Origin of the sequence: Piscinibacter sp. HJYY11 (assembly GCF_016735515.1) — a bacterium.
Classification (GTDB): domain Bacteria; phylum Pseudomonadota; class Gammaproteobacteria; order Burkholderiales; family Burkholderiaceae_C; genus Rhizobacter.
In genome coordinates this window covers 4,940,451-4,958,015 of sequence record NZ_JAERQZ010000001.1, presented here as the reverse complement: position 1 = coordinate 4,958,015, position 17,565 = coordinate 4,940,451, and the positions used below count along the sequence as shown (strand labels likewise).

Genomic DNA, 17,565 nt, shown 5'->3' with positions numbered 1-17,565 from the left:
CGAAAGAGAATCGCCAGCGACCGCTAGTGGCCAGAAGCGGTCAGCGAAAGTGATAGCAGTTCTACGCGGACGCTCGCGTCGTCGGTGGCAGTGCGGCTTATCGATGAAGGCAGCCAACCGATCTAAACCGACCAAGCCGCAGCCATTAGCACCGCAAAGTCGCGCCGCGACAGCACGGCCGTGCAGTCGCGCCAGTCCTTGTCGGGCGGCGCCATTGTGGCGGTGTAGCGAAGGTCGAAGCCAGTGGCCTCGCGCTGGGCATTGATGTACTCGTCCATCTTCACGCCCAGTGCCTCGATGTTGTCGATCCACTCGTCCTTGATCGTGTCCGGTACGGAGCCGAACAGGTCATATCGGTCACGCATGCGGTCCGAGAGGCGATCGTAGATCTTCTCGTCAACGGTCTGCTCGTTGACCAGGTTGAGCATGTCCACGGTGTCGCGCTTCTGGCCGAAGCGCTTGATGCGGCCGATGCGCTGTTCGAGCCGCGTCGGATTCCAGGGCAGGTCGACGTTCACCAGCGTGCCCAGGGTCTGCAGGTTCAGGCCCTCGCAGGCCGCGTCCGTCGCCACCATGATCCGGATTTGGTGCTCGGCCACCATCTTCTTCAGTGTCTCGCGTTCGCACGACACGCTGTCGCCGCGCTGGTAGAGCCGGCTGCGACCGGCACCAGCGTACAGACCGATGGCTTCATCCGGGTAGCGCTGGGCGAGCTGCTCCGCGACCCAGCGCGCCGTGTCGTAGTATTGGCTGAAGATGATCACGCCCAGCTCCAGCCACTTCTCGCAGTCCAGGTAGTACAGCAGTGCCGCCAGCTTGGGATCGGCCTCGATCTTCTCCAGCCGGTTCAGCAGCCGCTCCAGGGCCTCGCGCTCGTCGGTGGATTCAACGGCCAGCTCCGCGTCGCCCTCGTCCTCCTCGTCGCACAGGGTCTGGCCCTGCAGCAGCGCTCGCACCGTGTTCAGGCCCGCGTAGATGGACGAGCAAATTCGCTGCTCGACCAGGTTCTTCATGAACCCGCCGCCACCCCCGAGACTCTGGCCACGCGCGCTCAATGCTTTGCCGAAGGCGCGTGCCTCGCGGTAGGCCTCCCGAAAGTCTTCGCTGGTGCGCAGCGCCTTGGCCTCGAACAACGCATCGAAGCCGTGGGGCTCTCGGATCAGCTGGCGATCGGGGTGCACGTCCACGCCCACCCGCGCCAGCAGGCCGGCATCCTCCAAGCTAACGCGCTTGCGCAGCACCACGTGTCGCACCAGGGGGTTCTCTCGCTGAAAGAAGGTGGCGCCGGACACCTGCCGGTGCAGCTCGTCTTCCAGGATCTCGCGCGTGTCCTCGCTCAGGTCGGCCAACGATCGGGCGGTCTGGGTCTCGCCGTTTACCAGCCCCAGATCCTGGCGGATCGCGCTGAACAGCCGCCGGGCGCGCGGCTCGCGCGTGGAGTCCACCAGTGGCAGCGGAGACCGCAGCAGCTCCCACGCATGTTCGGCTGAGGTCACCTCCTGGCGGCCCGACAGAATCTCCAGCACCTCACCGGCCCGGTGCCAGGCCGCGAAGTCGTTACCCAGCACGAAGTTGCCTCTCCCCTGGTGCAGGATGCCGATCAGGTCCCACAGGTCTTGCGGCTGCGTCTGGATGGGCGTCGCTGTGCCCAGCAGCACATGCTCCGACCGGGCCGCGATCTCGCGCATGAACGCCAACAGTTCGTTCGGTGTGCCCGCGTCGGCGCCGAAGCCCTGCCGCGTACGCGCCTTGTGCGCCTCGTCCAGGATCACCAGGCCGAAACGCAGGCCCAGCAGGTGCTGCTTCTCGGCCGATTGCCGCATCATCAGCCCGGTCGAGACGATGCCGATGCGCAGCGGGCAGCGCGCGATGTGCTCTCGGCCGGCGGGCGAGATGGCCCGGTCCTGGTCATCGAGCCACACCTTGCGCACCGTGTCCCAGCGCGCGCACGGAATGCCGAGCTTGTCCAGCATCTCGGTCTGCCACTGCTCGCACAGTGTGGCCGGGGCGAAGATCACCACCGGCCGCCGGGCTTGCTGCTCGCGGTCGGCCAGCAGGCACAGCGTCAGCGCCGCCGTGCCGAGTGACAGTGTCTTGCCCAGCCCCACCTCGTCGGCCAGCAGCAGGCGCACCACCTTGTGCATCTGGTGGTGGCGCAGGCACTCGGTCACGAAGCCCTGCTGCCACGGCTGCAGCGCCAGGCCTTCGCGGTACAGCGGCGACTCGATCAGCGCGGCCGGCGCCACGTCGTCTTCGTCGTCGATCTCGTCGAACACCACCTCGCGGCGGTAGCCCCGCCGGTGCACCTCGCGGATCACCGCGTCGGGCAGCGGACGCGCCGCGTTCCACAGGAAGTCGAACTCGCTTTCGATCCAGGCCACACCCTCGGGCGACTCGTCTTCCCACAGGATCTCGTAGTGGCGTTGCCAGCCGCTGCGGGTCTCGTTCATCGAGCCGATGAAGCCCAGCTTGCGCCCATCGGCCAGTTCGATGACGCCGGCCTTGCCGTGCACGAAGCCGCACACGCTGTCGGGCGCCACACGCACCGCCTGGCCGTGCCGCTGCAGGAAGGCGTCCAGCCGGCGGTAGCGGTCGCGGTTTAGTAGCGCCTCGGCCTCGATGGCCTTCTCGTTCCAGCGGCCCATCATGCGGGCTTCGCGCAGCTGGGCCACCTTCAGGTCGTCGGGGTGGATGTCGACGTTGCACACGATCCGAACGTGCGGAATGCCCTCCAGCAGCTCGTGCGCCACTTCGAACAGCGAGCTGGTGAAGTAGCCCGCGATGCGTCGGTAGCTGTGCGCCCCCTTCATGTGCTCCAGCAGAAAGCTGGCGTCGAGCCGGTGCGTGCGTGACGAGAACCGCCGGATGGCCATGGCGTTGTCGTCCTCAGACCCCGAAGCGCTGGTTCTTTAGCCGGGCGCCCAGCACCTCGGCAGCCATGCGCACATCCGCCTCGGGTGCCTTGCGCTCCACGAAAGCCAGCAGGTCCATCAGCAACGGGCGAGCCTCCAGGAAGTCGGGCATCTCGGCCTGCAGCTGGCTGATGATGGTCTGCGGCTCCAGGTCAGCGCGCATCTGCTGCAGCGCGATGACCAGCCTGCCTAGGCGCGTGGCGCCCAGCTCGGTGCTGTCGGTCAGGTCGCGAGAGGCGAACTCGGTCACTTGCTTTAGCCTGGCCTCGTTGGGCGCCATGCTGGCCATGACGCGGGCGTAGTCCTGCACGCGGAAGGCCTTGGCGAAGTTCTGGTAGTTGTCCAGCTTGCGGGTGCCCGTGGTTTCCATGTCCATCATGCGCAGCACGAAGCGCTCGATGCCGGACAGCTTGCCCCAGGAGTCTGCCGTCAGGCCCTCGGGCACCAGCAGGTTGCTAGCCGCTTCAGCAGCCTGTTGCACGATCTCGTCAACCACCGTGACCTCGCCCCTCACACGCGGGCGCAGCGCGAAGCTGGTGACGTCTTCGCCACCGATGTGTGTGTAGCCGGTCAGCACCTTCAGCGCCGCTGCGTAGCCGGCCATCTGCAGGTCGGAGTCGTTGAACACAGGTTCGCCGTGGTGGGCCATCACGGCAGTGTTCAGGTGCATCATGGTTCGGATCTGCAGGTCCACCTCCTGCCGCACGGCGGGTAGCAAGCGCTGCTTGAAGGCCGGCCGGTCACCGGCCGGGCGCTTGCGCAGCATCAGCGTCACCGTGCCTTGCACATAGCCGCCCTTCTTCAGTTCGGACGTGGTCTCGGTGGCGATGTACCAGGCCGCCACCACCTGCAGCCCCGCTGCCCAGAAGATGCCGACGAGATCGCTCCAGACACCAGTGTCCTGGTGGGTGAACATGACGCACTGCATGCCGTTGTCGGGCATGTGTGTCGCCATCGCGGTGTAGGCCGCCACCATGTTGCGGCGGAAGTCTTCGCCTGATCCCTGAATGGCCAGGGCGCGCCTGGAGTCCCACACCCAGGAATCGAACGGGGCCGGCGGGTTGCGGCGGAGCCAGGCGATGAAGAACTCCGTGATCTCGTGGTAGTTGACCGCGTCCGCGTAGGGCGGATCGGTGATCCACAGGTCGCAGGCCTCGGCGACCTCGTGTGCAGGGTGGTTCCGCAGCGTGTGGGTCACGCCCGCGGGGATGGGCGCATGGGCGTTCTCGCCGTCCAGTGGGTCAAGCAGGCAACTCGAAGCCCGGCACCCATAGTTGTAGAGAACGTTCAGCGCCTGGTTGTCGAATACCTGCTTGGTGCCGCCGCTGCGACCATCTCCGTCGCCGGTGGACCAGCGGGTGAGGCGGGCGCTGGTGTTGATCATCTGGCAAGCCTTGAGGCAGAGTTCTGCGGTCGCGTGCTTGCGCAGCTCCGCGTATAGGAGCAGCTGCCGTGCATTGAAGAGGTGATGCCAGTGGGTCCAACCTCGTTCCCGACCCAGCCTGGCTGTCTCGTCTCCAGCCTCAATCACCATGTCGGGCACGAGTCCTTCGGCCTGCCATGCCATCAGGTTGCTCGCAACGATCCTCCGCACCTCAGCTTCGCGCTCCAGGTCCTCGTCCGTTGGCGATGCGAAGTAGGTGCGGGGTCGCGGGTCTGACACGGTGGTGCCGTCGATCCATTGGATCGCGTACAGCCGTTCTTGAAATGTGTCGCCGGTGAGCGGGTCGAAGTCTTCACGACCCCATCGGCGCAGGTTGTTTTGAGTGGTGCCATCCACGTCTCGAAAGTCGCCTCGCAACGTGCGGATGGGAACGCGGTAGACCTTACCGTTCAGCTCGTAGACCAGGGCGCTATCCCTTACGGTGCCGTTCGCCGCGGCTTTCATCTCCGCCGCTGATGCACCGTTGACGACCCGGATGTCGAAGCGCTGCTGCGCCTCGTTCGGAACGAGCTTAGCAATGACGCTGCCGTTCTTGGAGATCACCAATGACGGCAGGAGCGGTACTTGCCAGCCGCTCTCGGGGCAGCGTGTTTCCAAGCAGTACAGGTAGACCTTGGCTTGGTTGCCTGATGCGTCGCGCTCGATGCCCAGCTTTCGAACGGATTCCTTGATTGCCGTGGCAACTTCCCTCTGCTGGCGCTCGAGTTCGGCGTGCCGGGCTGCGTCTGTGCCGACGATGTTCAGTGCGCCCCAGGTGAGCATGCAGGCGATGGGATTCAGGTCCGACGCGAACGCATCGCAACCGATCCTGGCTGCTTCGAAGGGGATGGAGCCGCCACCGGCGAAGGTGTCCCCCACGCGCGCGCGTCGACCATAGCGGAGCTGGCCCAACTGCTCCACGAGTTCGTGGACGCTGCGGGCGTTGATTCCGAGGTGCGCGTAATGTTGGTTTACATCGGTCCAGATCGGCTCGAACAGCCATGCGGCGTCGACCTCCTCAGGCCGCTTTCCCAGATTCGAGCGTTGCTCATACGAATCCAGGTTCGCGATGTAGCGGCGATACAGCTCCAGCTTCTGTTCGGGCTCGATGTCGCGCCGCCAGCGCAGCGTGATGCCCCTCTCCTCGCAATCCAGCGGGAAGGTCCAGTACGCCAGTTGCCCGTCCTCAGGCTCCTCGCCCTTCACCTTTGCAGTGAAGAAGGCCCATGGATCAGCCAAAGAGATGCGCTTCGCCATCTCGTAGGGCTTCACGCCGTCAACGACAAACGCCCGGCGAGCCAAGCCCTCGGCGTCAAAGCCCATCAGCTTTTCGAAAATTTCAAGATCCCGCTCGGGGTCGTCGGTCTGCGGTAGCAGCACACCGAGAACGATGGCCCTTACTAGGATCAAAGGCTTGCGTCCCTTCCAGTAGGACCCGAGGCCGGTCAGCGTTTGGTAGAGGTTGGCCTTCCGCTCGCGTTGAGCCTCATGCGAGACCTTCTGCACTGGGAACACCGATTCGATCAGTGCCGGCGTGTCGCGCAGTGCGCCAGGGGTGAGAGGGGGACGTTTGGTCATGCAGCGGTTTCAGGCGATGCCAGACAAGCCGGCTCCGCCTGTGCCTTCGGCAATGGGCTGGGCGGCACCGGCGCATCCACTCTCGAGCAGATCCCTAGTGTTCATGCCGCACCGTCGCTAAAGAGGTCGAGGGTCGGACGCTCGCCTGCGATGTCGCTGTCGCGTGCGACCAGACCGCGGCGCGCGCGCGGCGACAGCAGCTCGCTCTGCGCGACGTCGCCCAGCGCGTGGCGCAGAGCAAGCCGCCAACCCTTGTCGCCATCTCCGATGCCGCCCGTGCTTATCGCGGTCATGCCGAACAGCCACCAACGCTCCTCCGGCAACAGCGCCAGCCAGTTACGCACAGCGACGGGGATCTTTTCCATCTCCATGTGCTCGACGGCCCACACCAGCACGCACAGCTCCTTGCCCAGCAGCCGGTCGACCAGGTTGTCGCCGGCCTTCCAGGCGCTGGGCTTCAGGTTGTGCGTGCTGAGCCGGGCATTGAAGGCGCGTTGCACTTCGGCGCGGATGGCCGTCCAGCGTGCGCGGTCGAGCACGGCCCGGTCGATCACGGAGTGCTCGTCGCTCAGAGCCTGCAGGCCGAGGTACTCGCTCACCTGCACGGGGGCAGTGTTCCTGCGCGGGACGATCACCTTGAAGTGGTGCGGGTCGGACGAGGCAGGCACGCCGAAGCCTAGGGTTGGGCGCGCGTCGGCCGGTACCCTGGCGGAGGCAGGCGCGGCAGCACTGGCATTCAGTGCGGCTGCTGAGCGTGTGGACCTGGGCTTGGTCATGGCTTCATGCCTCCTGGACCACGTCGCCAGGCTTCAGCTCCAGGCCCACCAGCTTGGCGAACTCCTTGGCAGCGAAGCCCGTGTCGAAATGGGCGCCGTCGCTGATGCTCACAACCACCGGCGCCTGGTCTTCGGCCAGCAGCTGGCGCAGGCTGTTGATCACGCCCTCGATGACACTGGCGGTGACCTCGCGCTCCTGGAAGCGCACGGTCACGGTCTTCTCGCCCTCGCCGATCTCGATGCGCACGCCCTTGAACCGCGTGCCGGGTTGGTCGCGGAAGCGGTTGATGACACCGAACACCCGGTCGGTGGTGTCCAGGCCGAAGCGCTTGGGCTGCAGCTTGACGGGCTTGGTGTCGTTGATCTGAACGGTCCTGTCGCCGCTGGCCGGGATCTGGAAGTCGGCCGTCTTGTTGGCCTCGCCGGCGCGGGCGTAGACGAGCAAGCGAGCCGCTGAAGCACCGATCTCGAACGGCCCCTCGTAGGGCAGGCCATCGCGCGGATTGGAGCCGTCCAACGTGTAGGCCAGCGTGGCCTTGGGCGTGCACGCCAGCGTGACGCGGCGCTTGTCGGCGGCTGGATCTACCTGGTGGCGGATCTTCAGCTCGGCGGTCCAGCGAACGGGCGCACCGGTTTCATAGTGGCCGGTGGTGTCGCGGGCCAGAAAGTACAACGTGCCTTCCGCCGTGATGAAGCTGTCGAGGTCTTCGACGGACTGCCCGTTGATCAGCCCCTCGGGACGGGTGGCGTAGACCACCACCGGGCTCTCGCCCGCGTGGCGTGGCGTGAGGCTCAGGATAGTGGCGCCCGTGTCTGGCTGGCTGCCGACGACCGACACGTTGACCGTGGTCTTGTCCTTTGGAAACGGGCCCTTCTCGATGTACCCGTCTTCACCCAGGCGCCAGCGGCCTTGTCTCAGGGCCTCGGCCTTCAGTGTGTCCATGCCGCCCGCGCCCGGCATCCAAGGCCAGTCTGGATTGCTCTTGGCGCGCGCGACCACGTCCTTCCACGGAGTGCGGCGGTTGTCCTTGCCCGAGGGCCACAGAACCTCTTCCGCCATGGCGAAGTACTCGCCGAAGCTCTCGGTCAGGTTGGCGGCCAGCTTGTAGTTGGCGCGTGGGCTGGCCAGCAGTGCGTCGATCTGCGCCTCGGCAGACTGCTCGCCCTTGCCGAGCTTGAGGCCGTTGTCGATGGTGACGTTGGCCAGGAAGTGCCGGCCGTCGATGGGATCGGTGCTCGGGAAGTAGACCCGGTTGTAGGCGGCGGAGAGCGCCTTGGCGAACCGGCCTTCCGCCTCTTCGAGCCGGTCACGCGCCTCCTCGAACAAGGTGTCACCGGCTTTTAGGCGCTTGTGGATCTGCTCGATGGCGTAGAGCTCGCGCAGGCGGTCTTCCACGGCGTCGGCCAGATGACTGTCCTGCCCCGTCAGCACCAGCAGATTGTTCTTCTCCTGCTGGTAGTCGAAGAAGTTCTGCAACTCGCTGGGCGGCACCTTGCCATCCGGCTTGATGACGATGAGGGTGCGCGGGCCGCTCAGGCGGATCTCATCGAGGCGAGGCAGCACCTGCACGTCTTGGTACGCCTGGCGCCTTTCGGGCTGGAGAATGCCGGTGAGCCGGTTGATCAGCGCCTGGTCGATCTTGGGCTGCGGTACCTCCTTGGCGCTGCGCTCGATCTGGCGCGAGAGGTTCTCGGTCTCCTTGACGAAGAGGCGCTGGTCCTCGCGGTGCAGGTACCAGGCTTGCTCGCGCAGCCGTTGCAGGGCTTGCAGGAACTCGTCGGGCTTGCGGCCAGGGGCGGCGAGGAACTCGATGACCTCGCTCTCTGACAGGCCGATGCGCCCGCCCACCGCGCGTGACAGCGACGACGCCAGCAGTAGGGTCATCACCTGGCGGGACGCATCGGTATCGAGCTCGGCGTCGATGGTCTCGGCGATGGCGTTGCCTTTGTCCGCGATGTCCCGCGTGACAGCCGGTAGCAGCTTGGGGGCGATGCGCTCGATCTCGTCGCGCACCTGGTCATCGTTCAGGGCCAGGTGCTGGGTGCCGATGAGGTGGACGTCGTCGTCCTCGCGCAGCGCCACACTCTTGAGCAGCCGCGCTGTGAACTGCATCAGGCCGCGGGTCTGCCGGAAGCCCTCGTTCTCCTTGAACAGGGCCACGAGGTGCTTGAACGACGGATGGAAGGGGTAGGTCTCCCGCACCTGCTCGGCGATCTGCTCGATGCTGGCGGCGACGACGTAGCCTGCGTCCTCGGCTTTCTTGACCTGCTGCGCGTACTCCTCAGCCACTTCGGCGACGACGCGCTCGTCGGGCATCTTGTCTATGAGACGCGTCTTCAGGATCTCGTAGATCTCGTTGCCGGCCAGCTGGACCGGCGTGATCGTCATCGCTTGGCGCCGGGTTTCCTGCTGTAGGTTCGAGATCGCATCGGCCAGCGCCTTGGTCTGCGCCTGGTAGCTGCCGGAGAGGTTGGCGACGACGATGCAGCAATTGGGCAGTTCCAGCGCGGCGCTCATCAGCGTGGCCAGTGAGAACACCACCATGTTGGCCAGCGTTCCCTGTCCGAAGACTTGGGTGCTGGCGTTGTCCAGGTAGGGCGGGAGTTCGTCGAGGAGGATCAGGGTCGGCTTGTCGCCGATGATCTCTTTCCACTTCGCCTGGTCGACCGATTTCGGGCCGTTGGCCCAATATGGCTTGATTGCCTCGGGTTCTCCCAGCTGCGTTGCGATATCACCCCAGATGTAGTTGTCGGGAGTGTTCCGGCCGTTGAAGGCGGCGATGCGCGCTTGGCCGAAGTCGATTCGGTCCTTCAGATCACCGGGCAGCACCTCTTGACGCAGATGCGGATGGCGCGCCAATAGGCCCAGTGCAATCATCATGTGGGTCTTGCCGCCACCCATCGCTTGGGTCAACTCGAAGACCGCCTGGTCCGACTTGCCGGACAGGCGCAGCAGGCCTTCGCGGAAAAGCTGTGCCATGCCGTGCGTGACGAAGTTGCGCGAAAAGAACTCACGCCCGTCACCCTCGTCCTGAATGAGCTCGGCCAGGTTCTCGATGCCCTGGCTCATTCGGTAGTCGTGTATCGCCGCGTTGAAGCGGCAGGCCTGCTTGACGGTCTTGATCACGAAGTGGCTCCCTTAGCGACTCGCTTGCTCTTGCTGGTGACGCCCGGGGCAATGCCCTTGACCCTGCAGTGTTCGCGGATCAGCACCTCGACCATATTGGCGATGGAGCGGTGCTCCATCTCGGCAGCGCGCTGCAGCGCTTGCTTTATCTCGGGCTCGATGCGCAGCGTGAGCGTGGCGGTCTTGCTGGCAGCCATGGCGTCCTCATCTTGGGGATGCAAATGTACTGCAGTTTGCGGTCGCTCAGCATTGGGACGACTGCTATGGATGTCGAGGAACGAAACAATGCGTGCTTCTCTGATTGCCAGCGACGCGAATGGGCCGAGAGCAGCCCCTGAACGCACGGCCCGCGACAGTTGCAATTCAGGCTGAAGCTGCACTTCACATGATGACTGGCAGCTGTGCAGCGATTGCCGTCTGTCCTCTCAGGCGAGTCTATGCACGGTGTCTACCAGGCAGTAGTCATTGGCTTGGCGTTGATGGCGCGCCTGCTCGAAGACTGCTTGTGAGCGTGAAGGCGACACTGCGAGCGAATTTGCACGCTGAGGGTGACTGAGCGACCGCTGTGGTCGGCCGCGAGCTGACGACCCAATGACGTCGCTTGGCAATCCGAGACCAACAAGTGGGACGAAAGGCCGATTCTCCTTTCGTAGCCGTCAGGCACCTGCAGAACCACCGGACGAAGTAGCCTTCGCTGCAGGTTGTGCCTTTAGCGGCGTGACCTTCTTGGCCGAGTGCACAGCCAGCACGTTGCACACGAAGCGCTCACCCGCGTTGCGAGCGCTGATCGCGGTCAACACGTACTGGACGACGAACATCGCAGCACCGGTCCACAGGGCCTTCGTGCTCGCATTGGCGACATACAGCCCGAGCGGAGCGATGACGATGAGCGGCAGCGATAGCACGGCCATGTCCCGGTACATCAAGAAGTCTTTCTGCGCGTATGCGACCTCAGGAGTAGTCTCGACCTGCTTGTACAACTTGTACCACTTCGAGTTTTGTTCCCTTGGCTCGTCGGCCCACGCACCAGCGTTCTTCTTTAGCTGCGCCATGTCCACACGGTGATCCGCTGGGCCGTACTTGGTAAACGCCTCGCAGCCCGGCAACCAGCCGTAAGGCTTCCAGTACACGAGCATGGCCTTGAAGTTCGACGACATCACGTTCATCAGCAGGAGCACGACGATCGGCAACACTGCGGCGCCAAGCGCGCGATAGAGACCGAGCTGCGTAGTCGTAGCGCTGGTGATCAGTTCGGGCGCGACGAAGAGGGCCAGGACGATGGCATCGGCCGTCGCGAGGGCGACGTGCCACGCGAAGTTCAGCGACTTCAAGGATCGTTCAGCGCTTTTCATCCGTGGTACTCCGTATCGATGGTGAAGTTTTCATCGTCCACATCGATGACGATCCAGCCGTCTCTGCGAGTCGTCAGCACGTGCCGGTCCTTCATTGTTGTTCGCACGCGTACCCCACTTTGCCGGACTACCTTGCGGTAGTCCGGCACCATCTCCTGCGTCTTGTGCACGATCGGCTTGTCGGAGATCACTACGCACGAAGGCGTGAAGTACTTGTAGATGTCCTCGCAGTACCCGCTCTCGCGTCCATGGTGGGACGCCATCAGGACGTCAGTGCCCGAAAGTTCGGCCCGGAAGTCAGCCCGCTGTAGCAGGGCGGTCCAGCCTGCCTTTTCGAGATCGCCGGGAAACAGCATCTTGAAGTTCCCGTACTTGATGAACGTCGCGAAGCTCAGGTTGTTCGTGTCCTTGAACTGACCGTACCCACTGCCGTACGAGTTGTAGAAGGCCTTGTACGTGATGCCACCCATGCTTGTGTTAAATGGAGCGGTGACGTTCTCGGTATATGTGCTGAGCGCGTTCACGTACCAAGAAGCATCTTCGGTGAGCGGACCGCTTACGAGCTTGATGCGACGCATCTCCTCGCCGGTGTAGGTCGGATTTCGCAGCAGCGTGACCACCTCAATGCCGGCGTCTTCCAATCCTTTCAGGTCGGACATGTGGTCTTGGTCGGCATTGGTGATAAAGAGATAGTCGAGTTTGTCGCGACCCATTGCCTTAATCGCCCTGCTCGGTTTGAAGTCCGCCGACGAGCCGCAGTCGATCATGGCCAAGCGACCACCAACCTCTTGGTTCAGGCCGACCCTGGTCACGTGCTGGAGCATCACGCAACACCCGTGCTCGACATCCTCCACCCGAATTCGCATGAATCCTGGCATCCCTCGCCTCCGCTGCTTGTTCTTACCGGGAACCTAAAAGCGTCGTGCGCACCGATCACCTGCCGACAGGCGGACGCAGCACGTCGATGAACTGCGCTCGGCCGTCCTTCTTGAACATCCAAAACTTCCAGCCGTTCGTCGACGCAGCGGTGTCTGACGCGCCACAGTCCTTCTTCGCTGCGAACGCAGACGGTGACACTTCGTACGTCCTGCCCTTGTATTCAATGCCGCCTGTCGTGACCTTCGCTTTCAGGTGCTTGCCGCCGTATTCTGCGAAGAGCTCTAGTCCGACAGGCAACTCGAACCCACGCTGGGTCGTGAAGACCTTTGGCTCCGGATGCACTGGCATTGATAGAACGACACGCTTGTTTTGGTTCGGGAACGCCTTATCGTGGTCATCCAGAATGCGACTCAAGATCCCAGCAAGACCCTCAACCGCGGGCATCTCCGACTTAGCCTGCAGCCGCAAGATGAGGTCCTTGGGCAACGAGGTTTGAACCATCACCGGGATTGACATCGCTTTACTCATAGTTTCTCTGGATCAACTATAAAGTAACTTTACAGTCCGCGCAATAGTTTTTATTGTCGGAGACCCTGAGGAGGGTCCCGGCCAGAACCGCAAGCCGACCAGCGTCGGCCTTGAGGTGCCACACGGACGACACGATTTCTTCCGACTGCGCCCAAGGTTGCTGGTCATCCGTCCTGCTTGGACACGGCCATACCTGTTGATGCCGGCGAGCAACTCACGGGCCGCCCGATCGTGGCTGAGAATGCTGGCGCAGAGCCGCCAGCATCGCGGCCGCGGAACATTCACGGAGAGTGCATGCGAATCGAAATTCGGGGTGAGGACGAACTGGAACAGGCGCTTCGCGAGATACACCGGCGAGCCCTCGCGTATGAGGGGCCGCTGATGCACGAGTTCATGGAGTTAGCCAACCTGAGCGCGCCTGTCGAGCCAGATGAGCCCCTTGGAGAAGGGCTTGTGGTCGCCGGGCAAGGCGTTCGCAACGCGTCACCGGCAAACCGCAGGGAGATCAAGGGGCGGTTTGAAGAGGCGCTATCGCTGTTGATGGTGCTCGCTTTTCCGGTTAACAGCCGAACAGAGCAAGCGGTGCGCCGCGAACTCAACGAGACGCTGGAGCACGATCAACAGGTCAAGTCAATGCAGATGCTCGTGGGCAACCGGAAGACCAGTCTTAAAAGGAACCTTGGGCGCCGCCCAACGAGACAGCAGGTCGCATTGCGGCAGGCGTTTCTCGATTTCCTCCCAAGACAGACGGAGGTGGACCTATGAGCACGACACCCTCCGCTGCGTCAGTCCCAAAGAAGAAGAACCAGCCGGCGCCATTAGACCTCGTCAAAGCTGTCGGCAAGCTCTTTGACATCGCAGCGAAGGCCCCGACGCCGCTGAAGCTACAGGTGATGACCCGCGATAAGCTGTTCGAAATGCTAGTCCTCGCGCGCTTATTGCGGGCCTTTCGGCGTGCCTATCCGAAGGCGTCGATCGTTCATGTGCCACCTTCCAAGGGAGGCAAAGCATCGGAACTGGTAGTTGCGAGCAAGCCGGCTCTTGCCGATCGCAAAAGGTTCTCACATTTCGACCTGTTCGACGACGCCGGCAATCCAATGGGTGAGGTCTGGACCTCCGTCGAGTTCGAATCGCTAAGTTGGGACAGAAACGGCGGAGCCCCGGGGAAAGCTCCTCGCGAGGCCCGCCATGAACTCGACGTGTGTGTCCTTGCGCCAGCCGCAGATGAGCGGCCTGCGCACTCCCAGGTCATCGCGGGCATCAGTTGCAAGGACGTCCGCACGTCAACGAAAGAAAACGTGCGAGAAGCATTGGGGCTACGCCGCGAGACGGCATTCTTGCGGGATCCTCAGCCAAGTCTCGCCACTTGGCTGGTTCCGGTCGTCCCCGCGGAACCTAGTGCGCCGATCCTTCTTGTTAGCTCCGATTTAGGGGTGAAGAAGTACTCGTCACCGGTTGACGCCTTAGGCGTCTATGTCCGATTCGTACGCCGACCTTGGGAGTCGGAAGCCTGAGCCTCTCGAGGTTCGCTTTACCGCGACCCAGCAACACAATCTGTGTCTGCAACGGGTCGGTTTCAGCCGATCGCCCCGTGTGGAAGCTGTCTCTCACGGAGCGTCATACGGTTGGCAAATCTCGAGTGACGTTCAGCAGGCGCAGTGGACTTCGAATAGCTGGCGTCGCGAACGACTGCTCTCAGTCTAGGCAGTCGCCCATCAGCCGCACTCGAGCGGCAGCACCCAGTCTTAATGAGTCATTCGTTGGGACCATTGCGCTTACCGGCGCAGTACAAGAGCGCTGTCACTGAGACGCGGCATCACAACGAGCGCAGATCACTCGAACACCTCCGCCCCGCCAAGCGCCCGCTCCACGGCGCGCAACGCCCGCCCACAGTCATCCCGATTCAGCCCACCCCCTAAGCACAGCCGCAACCCTTCCGGCGGCTGCCGATCCGTCGAGAACGCACTGGCCGCCACCGCCGCCACCCCAAGCTCCCGCAACGCACCCGCAATCTGCGTGGCCGACGAGCCCCCGTTGGCATCCCCTTCCGGTAGCGGCAACCACCCATGGAACCCCTGCGGGTGCACCCGCAGCCCATACGCCCCGAGCCGCTCCCGCATCAGCGCACTGCGCCACCCGCACTCCGCCCGCACCGCCGCCAGCACCTCGCGCCCATGCCCCTGCTCCAGCCAGTGCGACACCACCGCGTTGATGAAGGGCGAGGCCATCACCGTCGTCGCGCGCAGGGCGCCGGCCAGGCGCTGCTGGGCGGCGTGCGTCGGCGCGAGCACGTAGGCCACGCGCATGCCGGCGCCCAGCCACTTCGACAAACCGCTGATGTAGTAGGTCAGCGCGCCGGCGTAGTCGGCCAGCGCCGGCGGCGTGGCGGCGGGCAGCATGCCGTAGGCGTCGTCTTCGATGATGGGGATGCTCAAGCGCAGCGCGATGTCGGCGATCTGCTCGCGGCGGCGCATGGGCAGCGTGGCGGTGGTGGGGTTGTGGATGTTCGGGCAGAGGTAGATCGCGCCCACGGGTGTGCTCTTGCACGCGGCCTCCAGCTCCTCGGGCACCAGGCCGTGCTCGTCCATCGTGATCGGCAGGAGCTGGGTGCCCAGCTGCGCGGCGATGGCCTTCAGGCCGGGGTACACCAGGCTCTCGACGCACAGGCTCTGGCCCGGCTTCACCAGCATCGACATCAGCGCCAGCAGCACGGCGTGGATGCCCGGCGCCACCAGCACCCGGTCGGCCTTGGCCTCGGGCACCCACTGCGCGAGCCAGTGCGCGGCGAGTTCGCGGTCGTGCGCGGTGCCGCCGAAGTCTTGATACCGCATCAGGTCGTGCAGCGTCGAGTGGGTGATGGCCTCGGCGGCGCTCTGCTGCAGCGCCTGCATCGCGGGGTGGTCCTCGATCTCGGGCGGCATGTTCATCGTCATCTCGGCGCCGGTGCCGGCGCGCAGCGGCAGGCCGATGAAGGAGCCGCGCACGTACGAGCCCATGCCGGGGCGAGAGGCGATGAGCCCGCGCTCGCGGGCCGAGGCGAAGCCGCGCACCACCGTCGTGTAGTTGAGCTGCAGCGTGACGGCCAGGTCGCGCAGCGGCGGCAGGCGCTGGCGCGGGGCGAGCCGGCCCTGCTGCAGGTCTTCGGCGATCAGCTCGGGGATGAGCTGATACGCCGGCAGGCTGCTGTGGCGAATGCGAGCGATCCAGTGCGTGAACGGCATGGCCCAGTGTGCCTGTCGCACGGCTTGATTGCACGGCCTCGCCCTCGTGATGCGCGGCCATTCCAGGTGCACGCCGGCCATTGATCGGGTGCATTGATCGCATCGGCTGCCGTCTGATGGTGCGGGGCGCATCGGCGTGCCTGCGGTGGGCCGTCGTGGTGTGCCGTGCCCGTGACGCCCCGTTGATCGCATGTTGATCGGCCGCCCGCGCCGCGGCGTGGCATGTCGCTCGCAAAGAGAGGAGCGTCCGGCGCCGTGCCGGCCCAACCACCACGCGAGGACTCACATGCCCAAGGTCACCCACCCCGCCGCCCAGAAGGGCGATTTCCTGGTCGACTACGAAGAGAAGGTGTTCGAGGACGTCAAGGCCAAGCCCGGCGAGAAGGCGCTGGTCACCTTCCACACCGTGGCTTTCGAAGGCTCGATCGGCTTCGTCAACCTGCTGCAGGCCACGCGGCTGCAACGCAAGGGCTTCGACACCTCGATCCTGCTCTACGGCCCGGGCGTCACGCTGGGCGTGAAGCGCGGCTTCCCGAAGCTGGGCGACGCGGCCTTCCCCGGCCACCAGAACTTCAACGAGCAGATCGGCAAGTTCATCGCCGAGGGCGGCAAGGTCTACGCCTGCCGCTTCGCGCTGCAGGCGCTCTACGGCCACGGCGAAGGCGCGCTGATCGAAGGCATCCGCCCGATCAACCCGCTCGACGTGCTCGACATCGTGCTGCTCCATCGCAAAGAGGGTGCGTTCATCCTCGACACCTGGACGCTGTGAGATGAGCACGAAGCCGAAGTCGGTGCGCGCCGCGGCGGCCCAGATCTCGCCCGATCTGGAGAGTGCCGACGGCACGCTCGCCCGCGTGCTCGAGACCGTGCGCGAGGCCTCGCGCAAGGGCGTGGAGCTGATCGTCTTCCCCGAGACCTTCGTGCCCTACTACCCCTACTTCAGCTTCGTGCAGCCGCCGGTGCAGCAGGGGCCGGCGCACCTGCTCCTGATGGAGCGCGCGCCCACCGTGCCGGGGCCGCTGACCGATGCGGTGGCGGCAGCCGCACGCGAGGCCGGCATGGTGATCGTGCTCGGCGTCAACGAGCGCGACCACGGCAGCCTCTACAACACGCAGGTGATCTTCGACGCCGACGGCCGCCTGCTGCTCAAGCGCCGCAAGATCACGCCGACCTACCACGAGCGCATGGTGTGGGGCCAGGGCGATGGCGCCGGCCTCACCACCGTCGACACGCGCGTGGGCCGCGTCGGCGCGCTGGCCTGCTGGGAGCACTACAACCCGCTCGCCCGCTACGCGCTGATGGGGCAGCACGAAGAGATCCACTGCGCGCAGTTCCCCGGCTCGCTGGTCGGCCAGATCTTTGCCGACCAGATGGGCGTGACCATCCGCCACCACGCGCTGGAGTCGGGCTGCTTCGTCGTCAACGCCACCGGCTGGCTGCACGAGGCGCAGGTGCGCGCCGTCACGGCCGACGAGAAGCTGCAGGGCGCGCTGCGTGGCGGCTGCCACACGGCCATCGTGTCGCCGGAAGGCAAGTACCTCGCCGAGCCGCTGACCGAAGGCGAAGGCCTGGTGATCGCCGACCTCGACATGGCGCTCATCACCAAGCGCAAACGCATGATGGATTCGGTGGGCCACTACGCGCGCCCCGAGCTGCTGAGCCTGGTGATCCGCCGCGACGCGACCAGCACCACGCAGCCGTGGCCGTCTGCGCCCTCTCAAGAAACCGCCCTGCCCTTGCCCGAAGGAGTTCCCCATGACTGAAGCCCT

At 64.7% G+C, this 17,565-nt stretch carries 13 protein-coding genes; 4 read left to right on the top strand and 9 right to left on the bottom strand.

Features of this window, described 5'->3' with window-relative positions:
* Positions 1-122: 122 nt before the first annotated feature.
* From JI745_RS23180 to JI745_RS23145, 8 genes are all read right to left on the bottom strand, one after another.
* A complete protein-coding gene (locus JI745_RS23180) occupies positions 123-2,873 on the bottom strand; it encodes a phospholipase D-like domain-containing anti-phage protein (RefSeq protein ID WP_201812170.1) in 2,751 nt (916 codons plus the stop codon).
* 13 nt (positions 2,874-2,886) lie between these two features.
* Complete coding sequence (locus JI745_RS23175; RefSeq protein WP_201812169.1) at positions 2,887-5,913, bottom strand: anti-phage-associated DUF1156 domain-containing protein; 3,027 nt, start codon at positions 5,911-5,913, stop codon at positions 2,887-2,889.
* A 101-nt stretch (positions 5,914-6,014) separates the two neighbouring features.
* Positions 6,015-6,689 carry an anti-phage-associated DUF3780 domain-containing protein gene (locus JI745_RS23170; RefSeq protein WP_201812168.1) on the bottom strand — a complete coding sequence of 225 codons (675 nt, stop codon included), beginning with the start codon at positions 6,687-6,689 and terminating at the stop codon, positions 6,015-6,017.
* Between the two features lie 4 nt (positions 6,690-6,693).
* Positions 6,694-9,816: an anti-phage-associated DUF499 domain-containing protein gene (locus JI745_RS23165; RefSeq protein ID WP_201812167.1), complete on the bottom strand. Its 3,123-nt coding sequence runs from the start codon at positions 9,814-9,816 to the stop codon at positions 6,694-6,696.
* Positions 9,813-10,013, bottom strand: coding sequence for a DUF1778 domain-containing protein (locus JI745_RS23160; protein WP_201812166.1), 201 nt, complete (start codon positions 10,011-10,013; stop codon positions 9,813-9,815). The genes JI745_RS23165 and JI745_RS23160 overlap by 4 nt, the downstream gene beginning before the upstream one ends.
* A 459-nt stretch (positions 10,014-10,472) precedes the next feature.
* A complete protein-coding gene (locus tag JI745_RS23155) occupies positions 10,473-11,168 on the bottom strand; it encodes a hypothetical protein (protein WP_201812165.1) in 696 nt (231 codons plus the stop codon).
* Entirely contained in the window at positions 11,165-11,941 is a 777-nt protein-coding gene (locus tag JI745_RS23150; protein WP_404932836.1) for a ComEC/Rec2 family competence protein, read from the bottom strand. Before JI745_RS23150 ends, JI745_RS23155 begins: the two co-directional genes overlap by 4 nt.
* 160 nt (positions 11,942-12,101) lie before the next feature.
* Positions 12,102-12,563, bottom strand: coding sequence for a hypothetical protein (locus JI745_RS23145; RefSeq protein ID WP_201812163.1), 462 nt, complete (start codon positions 12,561-12,563; stop codon positions 12,102-12,104).
* Positions 12,564-12,869: 306 nt separating this feature from the next.
* On the opposite strand from JI745_RS23145, the gene JI745_RS23140 reads away from it, so the two are divergent.
* Both JI745_RS23140 and JI745_RS23135 read left to right on the top strand, forming a co-directional pair.
* Positions 12,870-13,340: a hypothetical protein gene (locus JI745_RS23140; RefSeq protein WP_201812162.1), complete on the top strand. Its 471-nt coding sequence runs from the start codon at positions 12,870-12,872 to the stop codon at positions 13,338-13,340.
* Positions 13,337-14,089, top strand: a complete 753-nt coding sequence (locus tag JI745_RS23135) for a hypothetical protein (RefSeq protein WP_201812161.1) — start codon at positions 13,337-13,339, stop codon at positions 14,087-14,089. Before JI745_RS23140 ends, JI745_RS23135 begins: the two co-directional genes overlap by 4 nt.
* Positions 14,090-14,407: 318 nt before the next feature.
* Here JI745_RS23135 and JI745_RS23130 read toward each other — a convergent pair whose 3' ends face one another.
* Positions 14,408-15,796 carry a PLP-dependent aminotransferase family protein gene (locus JI745_RS23130; RefSeq protein WP_201812160.1) on the bottom strand — a complete coding sequence of 463 codons (1,389 nt, stop codon included), beginning with the start codon at positions 15,794-15,796 and terminating at the stop codon, positions 14,408-14,410.
* A gap of 286 nt (positions 15,797-16,082) precedes the next feature.
* Here JI745_RS23130 and JI745_RS23125 point away from each other — a divergent pair, with 286 nt between their 5' ends.
* Positions 16,083-16,565 carry an MSMEG_0572/Sll0783 family nitrogen starvation response protein gene (locus tag JI745_RS23125; protein WP_201812159.1) on the top strand — a complete coding sequence of 161 codons (483 nt, stop codon included), beginning with the start codon at positions 16,083-16,085 and terminating at the stop codon, positions 16,563-16,565.
* A gap of 1 nt (position 16,566) precedes the next feature.
* A complete protein-coding gene (locus JI745_RS23120) occupies positions 16,567-17,559 on the top strand; it encodes a Nit6803 family nitrilase (protein WP_201812158.1) in 993 nt (330 codons plus the stop codon).
* Positions 17,560-17,565: the final 6 nt, after the last annotated feature.

What these genes read in the sequence shown, in the direction of transcription:
- JI745_RS23125 (WP_201812159.1), top strand. Translation starts at nt 16,083, where the DNA reads ATGCCCAAGGTCACCCACCCCGCCGCCCAGAAGGGCGATTTCCTGGTC.
- JI745_RS23145 (WP_201812163.1), bottom strand. Translation starts at nt 12,563, where the DNA reads ATGTCAATCCCGGTGATGGTTCAAACCTCGTTGCCCAAGGACCTCATC.
- JI745_RS23170 (WP_201812168.1), bottom strand. Translation starts at nt 6,689, where the DNA reads ATGACCAAGCCCAGGTCCACACGCTCAGCAGCCGCACTGAATGCCAGT.
- JI745_RS23180 (WP_201812170.1), bottom strand. Translation starts at nt 2,873, where the DNA reads ATGGCCATCCGGCGGTTCTCGTCACGCACGCACCGGCTCGACGCCAGC.
- JI745_RS23130 (WP_201812160.1), bottom strand. Translation starts at nt 15,796, where the DNA reads ATGCCGTTCACGCACTGGATCGCTCGCATTCGCCACAGCAGCCTGCCG.
- JI745_RS23140 (WP_201812162.1), top strand. Translation starts at nt 12,870, where the DNA reads ATGCGAATCGAAATTCGGGGTGAGGACGAACTGGAACAGGCGCTTCGC.
- JI745_RS23155 (WP_201812165.1), bottom strand. Translation starts at nt 11,168, where the DNA reads ATGAAAAGCGCTGAACGATCCTTGAAGTCGCTGAACTTCGCGTGGCAC.
- JI745_RS23135 (WP_201812161.1), top strand. Translation starts at nt 13,337, where the DNA reads ATGAGCACGACACCCTCCGCTGCGTCAGTCCCAAAGAAGAAGAACCAG.
- JI745_RS23120 (WP_201812158.1), top strand. Translation starts at nt 16,567, where the DNA reads ATGAGCACGAAGCCGAAGTCGGTGCGCGCCGCGGCGGCCCAGATCTCG.
- JI745_RS23175 (WP_201812169.1), bottom strand. Translation starts at nt 5,913, where the DNA reads ATGACCAAACGTCCCCCTCTCACCCCTGGCGCACTGCGCGACACGCCG.
- JI745_RS23160 (WP_201812166.1), bottom strand. Translation starts at nt 10,013, where the DNA reads ATGGCTGCCAGCAAGACCGCCACGCTCACGCTGCGCATCGAGCCCGAG.